Source organism: Bacterioplanes sp. CLAM21, assembly GCF_059641015.1.
Window position 1 is genome coordinate 2,078,346 of sequence record NZ_CM184929.1, and the last position, 15,840, is coordinate 2,094,185.

Here is a 15,840-nt window from a genome sequence, read left to right on the forward strand (position 1 = left end):
CAGCATTGGCAACGAAGGGAAGCGGCCTGCGTAGCGCAAAGCAGGCTGAAAGCTATCTGCGTTGTTTCTGCTGCGTTGAAAAGCTCAAAAAAAATGCTCACTTACTGCAGGTAAGCTGCGCTTTTTTATTACTTTTCGCCTGGCGGAAACTGCCTCGATGTACGCTTTCAGTCAGTCGCTTGCCCGGCGTGAGGGATAAGACTCCTCAAGCAGGGCATTGGCCTTGCGATTTTTGTTACGTGCATTTATTTAGAATGGAACTGCTACAGCGCAACCGTACATAAATAGACACTCTTAAAACTGTTAGATTGCTTTGCCAGTTGTTCGTAGCGTCTCGTAGTGTTTTGGGTCATAGCGACTGACCAATACAATGGCGACAATATACATACCCGCCAGTGCCAGCCAGGCCAGCTCAAATTGTCCCAGTTGATCGCGCAGTGCACCCATAAATAATGGCATAAAGGCTGCCAAGCTATAGCCATAGCCTTGCACGACGGCCACTAACGAACCGGCTTGCTCGGCGTTGGGGTGGTGATCCATAGTAACGATCATTACCATCGGAAATTGCCCACCAATGCCCAAACCCAATAATGTGAGCGGGAGCAGAATAGACGCCCATTGCGGCATCAGCGCCAGCCATACAAATCCGGTCACAGACAGCAGCATGACCAGGGTTAATACCCAGCGTCGATCCAGGTTTTTGGACGCCAGGGTCGGAAAAATAAATCCGGCGGCGACTTCAACGGCGGTTAGATAGCCCAGCAATAATCCCGCGTGAGTTGCAGAGAATCCCAAGTCTAATAAAAAGGGAGGTAACCACGCCAGAATGCACACATAGCCTGCAGCAGCCATGCTGAAGGTGGCAATCAGTGAAGCCTGGCGACCTTTGGCGACGCCATGGTGCAAGGCCTTACCATTACTTTTTTGCACTAATTGTGATGACCACTGCTGCCAGCAGGCCAGTGCCAATAATGCCAGTAGACTCCAGCTCGCCAGTGCCAGGCGCCAGTCCAGCCCGTCACTGGCTAACCAAGGTGTTACGCTGGCGGCCACCGCGGCACCGCCCATAATGGCGCTGACGTAAAAACCCATCACCCGGGCACTGTCGTCACCGGCCAAGCTTTTAATAACCACGGGCAGGGTTGCTTGTAAAACCGCAATGCCTATTCCGGCCAGCAGTGAAGTGAGCAATAAAATCGGTTGCGCCAGGCTTGTGATGTCCAGCGCACGTAAACCATTGGCGATGACCAGTAGGCCCAGTGATGTCTGCACCAATTGCTTGAGCGAATAATAATGGCGCAGCTTTAACGTCATGAAGCAGCCCAGTCCCATGGCTAAAACAGGCAATAGAGTTAACCAGGCCATGGCACTGAAGCTCATGCCGGTGTCGGTTTGAATGGCACTGGTGAGCGGTCCAATGGCGGCCAATGCCGGGCGTAAATTCAGACCGATCAGCATGGTGATGATAATTAGCCCGCTCACTTTAGCGGCGCTGTTAAGCGCTGCGATGCTGGATGTGTGCTGCATAGTGAAACTTCTCAATAATGATGACAGGCGCTAACATAAGATCTCAACTTAACTTGAGGTCAACTCTGATGGCTAAGCCCGTTGCTGCCCACAAAACCACCTTAAGTGTGGGGGAGGTTGCCCAGCGTTGTAATATCGCGGTATCTGCCTTGCACTTTTACGAACAGCGTGGGCTGATCAAAAGCCAGCGCAATGCCAGTAATCATCGCCGCTACAGTCGCCACGTACTGCGGCGAATTGCGGTTATTAAGGTGGCGCAACGCACCGGCATTGCTCTGGATGATATTCAGCAGGCGCTGTCGGTATTGCCGTTAGATGATGCGCCGACGGCCAAGCAATGGCAGGCCATGTCGAAGCAATGGCAACAGCTGCTGGAGCAAAAAATCGCTGATTTATTGCTGTTGCAGCAGCAATTGGACAGCTGCATTGGCTGTGGCTGTCTATCCTTGCAGGATTGCCCGTTGCGTAATCCTGATGACTGTCGTGCCGAGAGCCAATAACATCATGGCGATTATCGATAAGTTTATTATTGTTCAGCGGTTGGTACAGATTGTTTTTTAGCGGCATCAGGCAGACAAAACGGGTAGAGTACGGCCTCCCGTTGTTGTCGATCTAGGCTGAACATCGTAGACGGGATGATTTTTGAGACAATCATTAATCACCACACAAAAGCGCTTCCAACCTCCTATGGAGTTCACACACAGCTCGGTGTCTGTGGTTGTCACTTGGCCGGCGGTCAGCGTTTAGCGGTTTTAACCGGTTGCAAAACCTTCCAGGTTCGCCCGCGGTCGAGTTTGGAGAATACAAAGCAACGTCATTGCAGAGGCAAAGGTATGCACAAAATTACATTAAAAACACTGCTGTGGATGATGGCTTTAACAGCTGTCTCAGCCAGTCACGCTGAACGTCCTGCCATGCCAGTCGAGGCGCAGCGTGTCAGCAGTGAAACCATATCGCGCACCATTGAGGTGGTGGGCTCATTAAGTGCTGATGAAAGCGTCACCATTAGCGCCGAAGTGGCCGGCCGGATTAGCAAGATCCACTTTAAACAGGGCCAAGCGGTGCAAGCCGGTGATGTGCTGTTTACCCTCGATAGCTCCATTGAGCGTGCCCAGTTGGCCCAGGCTCAGGCCAGCAAAAAACTGAATGAGCTGGAATATAAGCGTGCCAGCGAATTGCTGAAGAAAAACGTCGGCAGTGCCACCGACCGCGATGCCGCCTTGGCCAAGCTAAAAATTGATGAAGCTGAGGTCGAACTGGCGCGTGAGCGGGTACGAAAAATGACGTTAACAGCGCCGTTTGATGGCGTGATGGGTCTTAGGGAAGTCAGTGTCGGCAAATACGTGTCGCCTGGCGAAGCGCTGGCGCCATTGGTGGCGGTTAATCCGATAAAGCTTGAGTTTCGTGTGCCCGAAATTTATGTCGCTGATTTGACTCCAGGTCTAACCGTAAATATGAGCGTCGATGCATTACCCGGTGAGCAATTCTCTGGCGAGATTTACGCAATTTCTCCTGCCGTTGATGTGAATGGTCGTAGCTTTAAAGTGCTGGCCAGCATTAATAATGACTCCGGACGTTTAAAACCCGGTTTGTTTGCCCGAGTTAAAGTGGCGTTGGCCGATATCAATAATGCACTGATGGTGAAAGAAGAAGCCTTGGTGCCACAAGGGCGTGATCAACTGATTTATAAATTGGTCGATGGCATGGTTGCCATTACGCCAGTGACGGTAGGTTTACGCCAGCAAGGTCGGGCACAGATTCTGACCGGTATCGAGGACGGTGACATCGTCGTTACGGCAGGGCAGATGAAACTGCAGCCTGGTGCGCCAGCGGCGGCCATTAATTTGCCGCAGTCAGAGCAGCCTTAAGGAGCCCGCACTATGGTGTTATCGGAAATATCCATTCGTCGCCCAGTGCTGGCGACGGTGATGAGTCTGCTGGTGTTTCTGGTCGGACTGATTGCTTATGATCGTTTATCGGTACGTGAATATCCCAATATTGATGTGCCGACGGTTTCGGTGGAGACCAGTTACGACGGTGCTAATGCCAGCATTGTTGAATCCCAAGTGACCAACGTATTGGAAGATTCATTGTCGGGCATCGAAGGCATCGACTTTATGACGTCTTCCTCTGCCTCCGGCGAAAGTCAGATTACCATTAATTTTAATCTCGACCGCGATGCCGATACCGCTGCCTCCGATGTGCGCGACCGGGTAGGGCGTGTACGTGGCCTATTGCCGGATGATATCGATGAGCCAGTGGTGGCCAAAGTAGAAGCTAACGCGCAACCGATTATGTATTTGGCGTTTTCTAGCCCCAATCATACGCCGTTGGAAATGACGGATTTTGCCGATCGTTTGGTTAAAGACCGTTTGCAAACCGTGACCGGTGTTGCCCAGGTACGCATTTTTGGTGAACGTCGTTATGCCATGCGCATTTGGCTGGATAAGCAACGTATGGCGGCCTTTGGTGTGACTGTGGTCGATATTGCCACAGCGTTGCGTAATCAAAATCTGGAAGTGCCATCAGGCAGCATTCGTTCACAAACTCGTGAATTTACTGTGTTGGCACAAACGGATTTGACCAAGCCTGAGCAGTTTGAGCAGGTCATTTTGCGTGAAGATGACGGCTATTTGGTACGTTTATCCGACGTTGCGCGTGTGCGTATCGGCTCCGAGCAAGACCGTGGCAGTGTGCGCTTTAATGGCAAAACCGCCGTAGCATTGGGGGTGGTAAAACAGTCGGTGGCGAATCCACTGGATGTGTCAGCCGGTATTCGCGCCATGATCCCTTCCATTGAAGCCATGCTGCCCGAGGGCATGCAAATTCAGGTGGCGTACGATTCGTCGGTATTTATCGATCGCTCTATTAATGCCGTTTACACCACCATTGCAGAAGCCGTGGTATTGGTGATTTTGGTGATTTTCCTGTTTTTGCGCTCGGCACGTGCCACCTTGATCCCCTTGGTGACCATTCCGGTCTCTCTGGTGGGTGCTTTTATCTTTATGTATGTGCTGGGCTATTCGGTCAATACCTTAACGCTGTTGGCCATGGTGATGGCCATTGGTCTGGTGGTGGATGATGCCATCGTGATGTTGGAAAACATCTATCGCCATGTGGAAGAGGGAATGCATCCGATTCAAGCAGCCTTTAAAGGCTCAAAGGAAATTGGTTTTGCCATTGTCGCTATGACCATTACCTTGGCTGCGGTATTTGCCCCCATCGCCTTTACCGAGGGGCGCACGGGTAAATTATTTGCCGAATTTGCCCTGACCTTGGCAGGGGCTGTTTTGGTATCGGGTTTTGTCGCATTAACCTTATCGCCAATGATGTGTTCACGTTTGCTTAAACACAGCGATGATCACGGTGCGTTTTACCTCTGGGGTGAGCGCATGTTAGATGGCCTGGGTAATGCGTATCGCCGTTCTTTGCAGGCGTCATTAAAAGCACGGCCACTGGTATTAGCCGTGGGTGCAGCGTGTTTGGTGGGCATGTATTTCAGTTTTACCGGCTTAAAGTCGGAGCTGTCACCGACCGAAGATCGCGGCACCATTATTGGCTTTGGTATCGGCCCAGAAGGCTCCACCACGGAGTTTTTGGATCGCTACAGTCGTCAGCTGGAAGGTGTATTTGCTGGCGTTGATGAAGTCGAGCGCTACTTTGTCATCACCGGTTTATTCCCTAGCGAAAGCAACATTATTGCCTTTGCCGGCCTTAAAGACTGGGATGAGCGTCAGCGCCAGGCGCAAGCCATTGCCGGTGAATTAGGCGGACCTATGTTTGCCGGTATTCCGGGCATTATGTCGTTTCCTGTATTGCCGGCGTCATTGGGACAAAGCCCCATTGCCCGTCCGGTGGAGTTGGTATTGCAATCGACCGGTGACTTTGCTGATTTGCAGCGCCTGGTAGGCGCGGTGATGGGCAAGGTGTACGCCAGCGGTAAATTGGCCAATCCGGATGTTGACCTTAAGCTCAACAAGCCTGAGCTGATTGTGCAAGTGAACCGTGATAAAGCCGCGTCGGTGGGCGTGCAGGTGTCGGATATCACCAGTACCTTGTCGACCTTGCTAGGTGGCACCACAGTGAATCGCTATCGTCAGGGCAATGAGCAGTACGATGTTATTGTTAAGGTCGAAGACAGCGCTCGCACCACGCCGGAATCCCTGAGCGAAATCTATGTGCGCAATCGTTCTGGTGCCATGATTCAGCTGTCGAATTTAGTGACGGTGACTGAGTCCGTGGCGCCGAAGGAACTCAACCACTTTAACAAGCTGCGCTCGGCCACCATTCAGGCCAGCCTGATGCCAGGCATTACCCAAGGTGAGGCCCTGGAGTGGTTGCGCACGCAAGTGCAGGAAACCGCCGCCGAACTGGGCATTCAAGGTGTGCAGTTTGACTACGGTGGTCAGGCTCGGGAGTACATTCAGTCTGGCAATACCCTGATGGTGACCTTTGTATTGGCGCTGGTGTTTATCTATCTGGTGTTGGCGGCACAATTTGAAAGCTTCCGCTCGCCGATGGTGATTATGCTTACGGTGCCTCTGGCGATCCTGGGGGCCTTATTGACCATGCATATGACTGGCGGAACGCTGAATGTATACAGTCAGATTGGCCTGATTACCCTGATTGGCTTGATTACCAAGCACGGCATCTTGATGACGGAGTTTGCCAATCAGTTGCGTGAGCAGGGCAAAGATAAGTTTGACGCCATTGTTGAAGGCTCTGTGTTGCGCCTAAGGCCGATTCTGATGACCACAGGTGCCATGGTGCTGGGTAACATTCCACTGGCCTTGGCTAGCGGAGCCGGTGCTGAAAGCCGTCAGGAAATTGGCTGGGTGATCGTCGGTGGTCTGACCTTTGGTACGGTGCTGACACTCTACGTCGTGCCCACTGTGTACACCTACATAGTGCGTCGTATCCCCCATCTGGTCGAGCCCGACTACTGATCCATTCTCTTTCAAGCGGTGCCTAGGGCGCCGCTTGGCTCATCTTCCACTCTGGCAAGGCCGTGTGCAGCAACTATAGTGTCGATACGAAGGCGTTCAGCGCTTTTGTATCTGTCATAAAGGATTTGCTGCATGATCACCCGCCGTTTGAGTGCTGAACGAGTCATCATTGTTATTATCTTGGCCAGTGGCGCGTTTCATATCGGAGCCTTGGTGCTGGGCAGTACTGTCTATTCGCAGTGGCGCTGGCAGCATCTGCCAGTTCATAGTGCGCTGGAAGTTGCTGGCAGCTTTATCGCCCTTTCTGTGGCATATATTCTGTGGCGTTTGGAGCTGCATGGCAAAGGCACGCATTTTAATATGCCCATTGCCGCTGCGCTGGTGGGCATGGGGCTGTTAGACGGTGCCCATGCCTTGGTCGAGCCGGGGCAGTTATTTGTCTGGCTGCATTCCAACGCCACCTTTGTGGGTGGGCTGTTGTTTTCTCTGGTGTGGCTGCCACATCGCTGGCACTCCGCCAAGCTTATCTGGCTAGCCGCTGGCCTATCGTTGTGTTTGTCTCTCTTCAGTGTGTTAGCGCCCCAGGCCGTGCCCGTTATGGTGGAGGATGGTCGCTTTACTCTGGCAGCCGAGTTTTTAAATCTAGCGGGCGGTTTGTTGTTACTGCTGGCAGCAGTGCGATTGTTTTTGTCGTATCGCCAGTATCGCAATATTGAAGATTTATTGTTTGTACTGCATTGCAGCATGTTTGGCGCCGCCGCCATTATGTTTGAGCAATCGGCCTTGTGGGATCTGCCCTGGTGGGGCTGGCACGTATTGCGGATGCTGGCTTACGGCGTTGCTCTGTGGTTTGCCTTGGCAGGAGAGCGATTGCGCCAGGACATTGTTGAAACCGAGCGCGATATCGCAGCCAAACAGCGCGAATACAGTGATGAGCAGTTTGAACGCTTATCTCAATACAATGCCAGTATTCTGCAAAATTTAGCCGATGCCGTCATTGTGATTGATAGCCATGGTGAGATTCATACCTTTTCAGAATCTGCCGAGCAAATGTTTGGTTATAAATCCGAGCAGGTGGTGGGCAAAAACATCAAGTTTCTAATGAATGATGTGGATGCACAACATCATGATGATTATTTAAAGCGTTATCAGCCATCAAAGCCGTCTGTAGCAGTCGGCACGACCCGCGACTTATACGCTAAGCATGCCAGTGGTCGCTTATTTCCGGTGGAGCTGATGGTGTCTAGTTTAATCTCTGACGACGGCATGACCTTTGTCGGTGTACTGCGTGATATCAGTGAGCGTATTGAACACGCAAAGGCGCTGGAAGAAAGCGTGGCCAGAGCAGAAGAGGCCAGCCAGTCTAAAAGTGAGTTTTTGGCCAATATGAGTCACGAAATTCGAACGCCCATGAACGGTATATATGGCTCTTTGCAAATATTGAGTGCAAGGACCATTGACGCTGAAAGTCGAGAGCTGGTAAAGCGTGCATTAACCTCTACCAAGCTATTGCTAACCATTATTAACGATATTTTAGATTTTTCTAAAATCGAAGCGGGCATGTTGAGCTTTGAGGAAAAAGCCTTTGATATTTACCAGGTGGCTGAAAACATTATTTCAGATTTAAACGCCAATGCGGTCGATAAGGGCTTAAGTTTGTCGTTGCATCCAGGCTCAGTTCTTCATCAGCAATGGTTAGGAGACAGTGTCCGGGTACGACAGGTGATCTTGAACCTGGTCTCTAATGCTATTAAATTCACCCATCGGGGCCATGTGCGAATTTTTCTAAAGTCTGAGCAGGGCACCCTGATTGTGGTGGTGCAAGACACCGGCATAGGCATGAGCGAGGAGGCCGTTAGTCGACTATTTACCCGCTTTGAGCAAGCGGACAAATCAACCACCCGTAAATACGGCGGCACCGGTTTGGGTATGGCCATTACCCAGAGATTGGTCGAACTGATGCAAGGGCAAATTGAGGTTCAATCGCAAGTCGATATTGGCACTACGGTAACGGTGTTTTTGCCTTTGCCTGAAGTGGCAGAGCAACAGACGGAGGCGGCGTTAGCGGATGACGAAACCAGTATGCCAAATTGTCAGGGTAAACGTATTTTGGTGGCTGAAGACAATGATATTAATCAGTTGATTGTTGAGGAGCTACTGACATCGACCGGCGCCGAAGTGAAAATGGTAGTGAACGGTGAGCAAGCGGTAGACCTGGCTTCTGAAGAGTCGTTTGATCTGGTCTTTATGGATATTCAAATGCCAGTGATGGATGGCATGCAAGCAACAACGGCGCTACGAGGCCAAGGCTATAACACACCGATTGTGGCGTTGACCGCCAACGTTATGGCTGACGATGTGCAGCGATACAGTGAGCAAGGTTTTTCTGATCATTTGGCTAAACCCATTGAGTTATCTCAGTTGTATGCCACCTTGCATCGCTGGCTCGGAAGCCCTTAGCAAAACTAGGATGTTATTGGGTGTTATTGGGTGTTATTAGGGAGCACTAAAAATTCGCAGTTTTAGCAATGATTTTGACTGACCAGCAATCTCTCGTTGGGCCTTTCTTAGCGTTACGGCTAACCAACTTGTGCAGCCTCTGATTGAATAATGACAAATCTTAAGTACAGGTTTTGCTCCGCTCTAAACTGCCCTGGCGGTGATGCTTGTTGTGGTAAAGACTGTCTTGGGTGCAGTGATGCAGCGTGCTAGAGTGGCCGCCCATTGTCATTAAATGAGAAGGCTATGAGCTGGGTGCGTCGTGTCTCGTCATGGTTATTGGCCCTATTTTTATTGTTGTTGCTGCTGTCTTTGCTGGCCCTGTATCTGGCTCCGGGCATTGCTTTGTGGTGGGCCGATCGTTGGTATCAGAGCCAGGGCGAGGGCTATCAGATAGCCGCAGCAGACTGGCATTTTTCGCCCTTTAAAGGCGAGTTATCGCTGCAACAGTTAGAGTTGCGGCACCCTGGCCATTCGCTCGGTGAGGTTACGGTATTAGACCAGCTGTTACTGCGTTACGACCTGGCGTCTTTGTGGCAACAGCACCTGCATATTCGTGAATTGGCACTAAACGGAGTGAAAGCTGAGCTGCGCATAGACAATGAGCAATTGCAGCTGGCGGGCTTAGTTTTGCCCGTTGCTGCGAGTGAAGCTGCGCCAGTTGAGCCAAACGATACAACCACCACTGAGCCCCAATGGCGCATTAGCGTCGATCAATGGCAGCTGAATCAGCATCAACTGGGCTGGCATAGCCAACTGCCTGCCAATAATCAGGGTCAATTAACCCTTAGCCTGTCTGGCCAGGACGTGCAGTGGCCATTGCAAGGGCCGCTGAGTCATAGCCTGCGGTTGCAGCTTCACACCTTTGAGTTAGAACAGCAGTTGTCAGCGCAATTTGAACTCAAGCTGGATGGCCAACTCAGCGCTGACCTGTCGCACTGGCAAGGCCAGCTGCAGTTAGAAAAGCTGGCGTTAAATAGCCCGCTGGCGCCAACTCTGACGTTGCAAGATTTGCAGCTAGAGGATATTAGCTGGCAACAGATGTCACAGACATTGGCCCTGGCTCAAATAACACTGACTGACTTACAGCTGGGTACAGAGCAGCAGCCATTGATGTCTTTGCCCAACTATCAGGTGGCCGATGTAGAGCTAACGCCTGCGCAGCTGAACAGTGGCTGGCACGAATTTGAAGGGCTTGAGGTGTGGCTGGATATTGATAAAAACGGTCAGATAAAAGCGCTGGCGCAGGTTAATAACGACTCTAGTGACACCCTCGAACCGACGATGGAACCGACCACAAAAACGGTAGCGGAAGCAACAGACAAAACCACAGCTGAAACCAGCAATGACGTTGCTGAGCAGGCAGAATCGCCAGCAGAGTCCTCCGACGATTCCAGTCATTCGCTTAAGCTGTTTGTAGCGGGGATACGCCAAGGAGACCAACCGTCTGTTATCCATATGCGAGATGCCAGCGTTGCCCCCGCATTTAATACAGATATTACACTGCAAAGCCTGCAGGTTAGCCCCATCAATGCGCAGCAACAGCAGTTGGTCCAAGCGCTCAAGCTGCAGCTTAAACTGGCACTGGATGAATACAACCAGATAGACATCAACGGCGAGCTGGGCAGTTATAAAACAGAGCAGGCGATCTATCCTCAAGGCGATGTTGTTGTATCTGTGTCGCAGTTGAACTTAGTGCCGCTGAATGGCTATTTGTCGCGTGCGATGGGCTATCACGCCAGTCGCGGCCAGCTTAACGTCGATGCCAAGTTGGGCTTTAAGCAGGGTGCGTTGCAAGGCGATGTTGCACTGCTGTTGCGTAACGCGCGTTTTGAGCCGGAAGACGAAGCGGTGATTGACCGTGTCAGCAAGCAAATCGCCATGCCGGTGGATACTGCCCTGTCATTATTACGTGACGACAGCGGCAATATTCGCCTTAACGTGCCGTTATCCGGTGATTTGTCAGACCCGGATGTCGGGCTAAACGACCTGGGTCGGCAGCTGGCCAGCTTGGCCTTACGCACCGCCACTATGCATTACCTCAAACAAAGCTTGGTGCCTTATGGAACCTTACTCAGCATTGCCGATTTTGCTGGCTCGCAGTTGATGGCGATACGGTTAGACGCGCTGATCCTCGATGGCGAACAACAGGCACTAAATACCACTCAGCAGCAACAATTGGATAAAGTGATTGGCATTATGCAAAACAAGACTGAGCTGGAATTAAAAGTGTGCCCTCAGTTTGCCAAGGAAAATGCACCGGAAAACTGGAGCGAACTGGCGAGCTTGCGGGCGCAGTGGGTGAAACAATACCTAGCTGCCAGCAAGGATGAAAAACAGCAGCCGTTGTCGGCACGAGTCACCTTGTGCAAGCCAGAATTAGCCGATCAGCATCAAATTATCTTGGGTTTTTAGTGGCTAGGTGTTAGGCAAAAGAAAAGGCGCCGATGGCGCCTTTTTTATAAGGTTTAGTGCTCCAAAATTTGACTTAGGAACAGCTGCAAACGATCGGTTTGTGGATTTTCGAAGAACGGCTCTGGCGTATTTTCCTCAACGATTTCGCCGCCATCCATAAAGATCACGCGATCGGCCACTTTTTTGGCAAAGCCCATTTCGTGGGTAACACACAGCATGGTCATGCCTTCTTCGGCCAGCTCTATCATTACGTCGAGCACTTCCTTGACCATCTCGGGGTCCAGTGCCGAGGTTGGCTCATCAAACAACATGATCTGCGGCGACATGCACAGTGAACGTGCGATGGCGACGCGCTGTTGTTGACCACCCGACAGTTGCCCTGGGTATTTATCGGCCTGATTGGCAATTTTTACCCGTTCCAGATACTTCATGGCGATGGCATTGGCTTCATCTTTGGGCTTTTTCTGAACCCAGATAGGCCCCAGAGTCAGGTTTTCCAAAATGGTTAGATGCGGGAACAGATTAAAGTGTTGAAACACCATGCCAACATCACGGCGAATAGTTTCGATGTTTTTAACATCGTCGATCATTTCGGTACCATCCACCACTAGCGATCCGCGCTGAAATTCTTCTAGTCGGTTGATGCAACGAATCATGGTGGATTTACCAGAGCCTGACGGGCCGCAGACAACGATGCGCTCGCCACGTTTGACCTGCAGGTTGATGTCCTTTAATACGTGGAAATCTCCATACCACTTATTTAATCCCGAGATGGTGATAACGTCATCCTGAGCGTCGGTGTTGGGCGTGTCAGATACTTGATTCATAATGAACTTCCAATAATTCAGGACTTATGACTGGTGTCGAGTTTCTTTTCGATATTGGCGGCGACGCGCGACATGCCAAAGCAGCATATCCAATAGACAATACCGACGAATAAATAGGCCTCAGTGGCGTAGCCGCCGAGCCAGTTTGAGTTGGTTAGTGCCGTTTGTGCCGTGCTAAGCACCTCAAAAATACCGATAATCAGTAAGAAAGTGGTGTTTTTAAACAGCATGATGGCGGTAGCCAGAATATTCGGCATTGAGACCTTAATGACCTGGGGCAGGATCACCAGCAATGTGGTCTGCCAGTAGCTTAATCCCAATGCATCGGCGGCTTCGTATTGACCCGCAGGAATGGCTTGAAAACCACCGCGATATACTTCAGCCATGTAGCCCGCCATAAAGAGCGTTAATACGATCCAGACCCGTAACAGCTTATCGACGTTGGTGCCCTCTGGAAAAAACAGCGGCAGCATCACTGATCCCATAAAGAACAATGCCAGTACCGGCACGCCACGAAAGAACTCAATCAGTATCACGCTGATGCTGCGTGCCATGGGCATATGGGAGCGCCGTCCTAACGCCCATAAAAAGCCCAGCGGCATGCCGAGAATAATACTGGCTGAAGCGAGCAACAGGTTAAGGGAAAAACCGCCCCAAAAATCGGTGCTGACCTGTTCGAGCCCCAATAAGCGGCCATCTAGAATGACGATGGCGACAAACGGATAAGCCACCAGCATGGCCAGATCCAAACGGTTGCGCAGTGTATGGGGCAGCCAATAGGGCGATGACAAAACCACGGCCAACAGCACTAAGCTGAGGTTTACGCGCCAGATTTCGCCGTCTGGGTAGGAGCCATAAAACAGTTGTTGTGACCAGGCTTGAATAAACACCCAGCAAGCACCGTCACGGGAGCAGTCATTTTGGCTGCTGCCGGAAAAATCGGCCGACCAGATCAGCCAGTCGAGCAGTGGTGGAATGGCCCAAAAGAAAAATGCCAGAATGATCAGCGTCATGGCGCTATTGATAGGGCCATTAAACAGGTTGTTGCGTAACCAGGCGATTGGGCCTGTGGTTGATACGGGCGCAGGCTGATCTGGCTTAGGCACAAAAACCCGTGCATCTGTATTTGGTGTTGAGTGATTCATAATTATTTTCTCTCCACCAGACTGACTTTGCGGTTAAAGACATTCATCAGCAATGAAATGGTCATGTTAACGGCGAAGTACACCGCCAAGGTCATAAACACTATTTCAATGGCTTGTCCGGTTTGGTTTAACGAGGTGCCAACAAAGACGGTAAATAGATCTGGATAGCCAATGGCGGTGGCCAGGGTGGAGTTCTTCACCAAGCTTTGATATTCACTGTTGAGCAGGGGCACGATCACACGCATGGCCTGGGGCACAATAATCAGTTTCATGATTTTGCTTTCTTTTAAGCCAATACTGCGTGCCGCTTCCGTTTGTCCGTGTGGAACTGCTTGGATACCGGCGCGCACTGCCTCTGCGATAAAGGCACCGGTGTAGACAGTCAACGCCAGTGCCAACGCCATGAGCTCTGGAATAATGGTGATGCCACCGCGAAAGTTAAATCCGCGCAGCTCAGGATATTCGAACGAAAACGGTGCTCCAGTAATGAGTGCTGCGAGTAGGGGTAAGGTCAACAGGATGGCCAGTGACAGGCGAAAGACTGGCAGCTGTACGCCCTCAGCATCTTGGCGTTTTTTAGCGTAATGTCTGAGCCAGACAATGGCCGCTATCGCTAACACAATGGCGCCATAGAAGGCGCTGGCACCGGCTTCTTCAATGGGAGCCGGCAGGTATAAGCCGCGCACATTAAGGAAAAATGCATCGGCGAAATTCATGCTGTTGCGAGCACTGGGCAGCGCTGCCAATACGGCGAAATACCAAAAGAATATTTGCAGCAATAGCGGAATATTGCGAAATGTCTCAACATAGGCGATGGACAGGCGAGACACCAGCCAGTTGCGGGAGAAGTAGGCGACTCCCATGATAAACCCCAGCAAGGTCGCCAGAATAATGCCTATGATGGAGACCAGAATGGTATTCAGTAAGCCAACAAAAAAGGTGTCCAAGTAGGTATCGGTGGCTTCATAGGGAATCAGCGACATTAAAATGTCGAAGCCGGCCGTTGAGGTTAAAAAATCAAAGCCGGTTTTGATGCCTCTGGCTTCCATATTGGCCAGCGTGTTGGCAACGATCAGGAAAAAGAAATAGCCCAGCGTGGCGACCAACAGTAGTTGATAAAACACTGCCCGCACATTGGGGTTGTTGTAGAACGCCGGCGCCTTGGAAGACTGCGGCAGGGGGCGTTTTGCTCCGCTCATATCGTTATCTCTCAAACACAAATCACCCGCCAATGGGCGGGTGATGGGTAGAACACAGGATTAACGGATCGGGTTGGAGTAGAGGATGCCTCCTTTATTCCATTGGGCATTCAGACCACGTGCAATTTGCAGCGGTGATGCCATGCCTACGTTACGCTCGAATATTTCGCCGTAGTTACCGACCTGCATAACAATGTTCTTTGCCCACTCTTTGCTAAGGCCCATCTTCTCGCCAGAGTCACCAGTGGTACCCAGCAGACGTTGCTGCTCAGGGCTGCCAGACTTAGCCATGTCTGCTGCATTGGCACTGGTGACACCCAGATACTCTGCTTCAACCATAGCGGACAGCGACCATTTCACAATGTTGAACCAGGCGTCATCACCCTGGCGTACCACGGGGCCTAGCGGCTCTTTGGAAATGACTTCTGGCAGTACCACTGCCTCAGATGGCTTTTTCAAACCGATGCGGATGGCATACAACTGGGATTGGTCTGAGGTCAGAACATCGCAACGACCGCTTTCAAAGCCGGCGCGGGTCTGATCTGAGGTGTCGAAGGTAACGGCGGTGTATTCCATTTTGTTGGCTCGGAAGTAGTCCGCCAGGTTGAGCTCAGTGGTGGTACCGGCCTGAATGCATACTGCGGCACCATTCAGCTCCAGTGCGCTTTTAACCCCCAGTTTTTTGGATACCATAAAACCCTGGCCGTCGTAATAATTCACGCCGGCGAAGTTGAGCCCTAGGGAGGTGTCACGGGTGTGGGTCCAGGTGGTGTTGCGTGACAGTACATCGACTTCACCGGATTGCAGGGCAGTGAAGCGCTCTTTGGCGGTCAGAGGTTTGTATTGCACCTTGCCGGCATCGCCCAATACCGCTGCGGCCACGGCACGGCAGACATCGACATCCATGCCGCTCCAGTTGCCTTTTTCATCCTTTTGCGAAAAACCTGCTAAGCCGGTACTTACGCCGCATGACAGCATTCCGCGCTTTTTCACATCTTCCAGCGTGCCAGCAGTGGCAGACGCCGCTGCTCCTATGGCGAGGGTTGCTGTCAGGATAGACGCCAGTTTTTTCATACTGTGATTCTCCGTGGTTTTAAAGTGCCCTTTAGCTGGGCGGATGCGTTGTCGTTGGCATCAAGTAATCAAATACAGTGCCAATGTCATTTATTTTTATTGCTGCGGAGGCAGGTTTTGCACTGCTCACTTCAAACCCAGGCCGCTGGCAGTAATAAGACCCTAACTGAAGCGCCTCAGTGGCTCGTTACTCCTGCGTTGTATCTAA

The 15,840-nt window shown here is 51.3% G+C and carries 10 protein-coding genes; 5 read left to right on the plus strand and 5 right to left on the minus strand.

The window, feature by feature from the left end:
• Positions 1–303 precede the first annotated feature (303 nt).
• On the minus strand, positions 304–1,527 hold the full coding sequence (locus AC55FS_RS09655; RefSeq protein WP_496935877.1) for an MFS transporter: 1,224 nt from the start codon (positions 1,525–1,527) through the stop codon (positions 304–306).
• A gap of 68 nt (positions 1,528–1,595) precedes the next feature.
• On the opposite strand from AC55FS_RS09655, the gene soxR reads away from it, so the two are divergent.
• The 5 genes from soxR to AC55FS_RS09680 all read left to right on the plus strand — a co-directional run bounded on the left by soxR (position 1,596) and on the right by AC55FS_RS09680 (position 11,387).
• The gene (gene soxR, locus AC55FS_RS09660) at positions 1,596–2,027 is read left to right on the plus strand and encodes a redox-sensitive transcriptional activator SoxR (protein WP_496935878.1); all 432 of its coding nucleotides are present in this window, start codon (positions 1,596–1,598) and stop codon (positions 2,025–2,027) included.
• Between the two features lie 333 nt (positions 2,028–2,360).
• Entirely contained in the window at positions 2,361–3,395 is a 1,035-nt protein-coding gene (locus tag AC55FS_RS09665; RefSeq protein WP_496935879.1) for an efflux RND transporter periplasmic adaptor subunit, read from the plus strand.
• A 12-nt stretch (positions 3,396–3,407) separates the two neighbouring features.
• On the plus strand, positions 3,408–6,473 hold the full coding sequence (locus tag AC55FS_RS09670; protein ID WP_496935880.1) for an efflux RND transporter permease subunit: 3,066 nt from the start codon (positions 3,408–3,410) through the stop codon (positions 6,471–6,473).
• Between the two features lie 132 nt (positions 6,474–6,605).
• A complete protein-coding gene (locus AC55FS_RS09675; protein ID WP_496935882.1) occupies positions 6,606–8,933 on the plus strand; it encodes an ATP-binding protein in 2,328 nt (775 codons plus the stop codon).
• A 285-nt stretch (positions 8,934–9,218) separates the two neighbouring features.
• The gene (locus tag AC55FS_RS09680) at positions 9,219–11,387 is read left to right on the plus strand and encodes a DUF748 domain-containing protein (RefSeq protein ID WP_496935883.1); all 2,169 of its coding nucleotides are present in this window, start codon (positions 9,219–9,221) and stop codon (positions 11,385–11,387) included.
• Between the two features lie 53 nt (positions 11,388–11,440).
• Here the strand turns inward: AC55FS_RS09680 and AC55FS_RS09685 are convergent, their stop codons facing one another.
• The 4 genes from AC55FS_RS09685 to AC55FS_RS09700 are packed head-to-tail and all read right to left on the minus strand — an operon-like array spanning position 11,441 to position 15,632.
• The gene (locus AC55FS_RS09685; RefSeq protein ID WP_496935884.1) at positions 11,441–12,214 is read right to left on the minus strand and encodes an amino acid ABC transporter ATP-binding protein; all 774 of its coding nucleotides are present in this window, start codon (positions 12,212–12,214) and stop codon (positions 11,441–11,443) included.
• Positions 12,215–12,231: 17 nt separating this feature from the next.
• A complete protein-coding gene (locus AC55FS_RS09690) occupies positions 12,232–13,359 on the minus strand; it encodes an amino acid ABC transporter permease (RefSeq protein ID WP_496935885.1) in 1,128 nt (375 codons plus the stop codon).
• 2 nt (positions 13,360–13,361) lie between these two features.
• Positions 13,362–14,558: an amino acid ABC transporter permease gene (locus tag AC55FS_RS09695; protein ID WP_496935886.1), complete on the minus strand. Its 1,197-nt coding sequence runs from the start codon at positions 14,556–14,558 to the stop codon at positions 13,362–13,364.
• A gap of 60 nt (positions 14,559–14,618) precedes the next feature.
• Positions 14,619–15,632 carry an amino acid ABC transporter substrate-binding protein gene (locus AC55FS_RS09700; protein WP_496935887.1) on the minus strand — a complete coding sequence of 338 codons (1,014 nt, stop codon included), beginning with the start codon at positions 15,630–15,632 and terminating at the stop codon, positions 14,619–14,621.
• Positions 15,633–15,840: the final 208 nt, after the last annotated feature.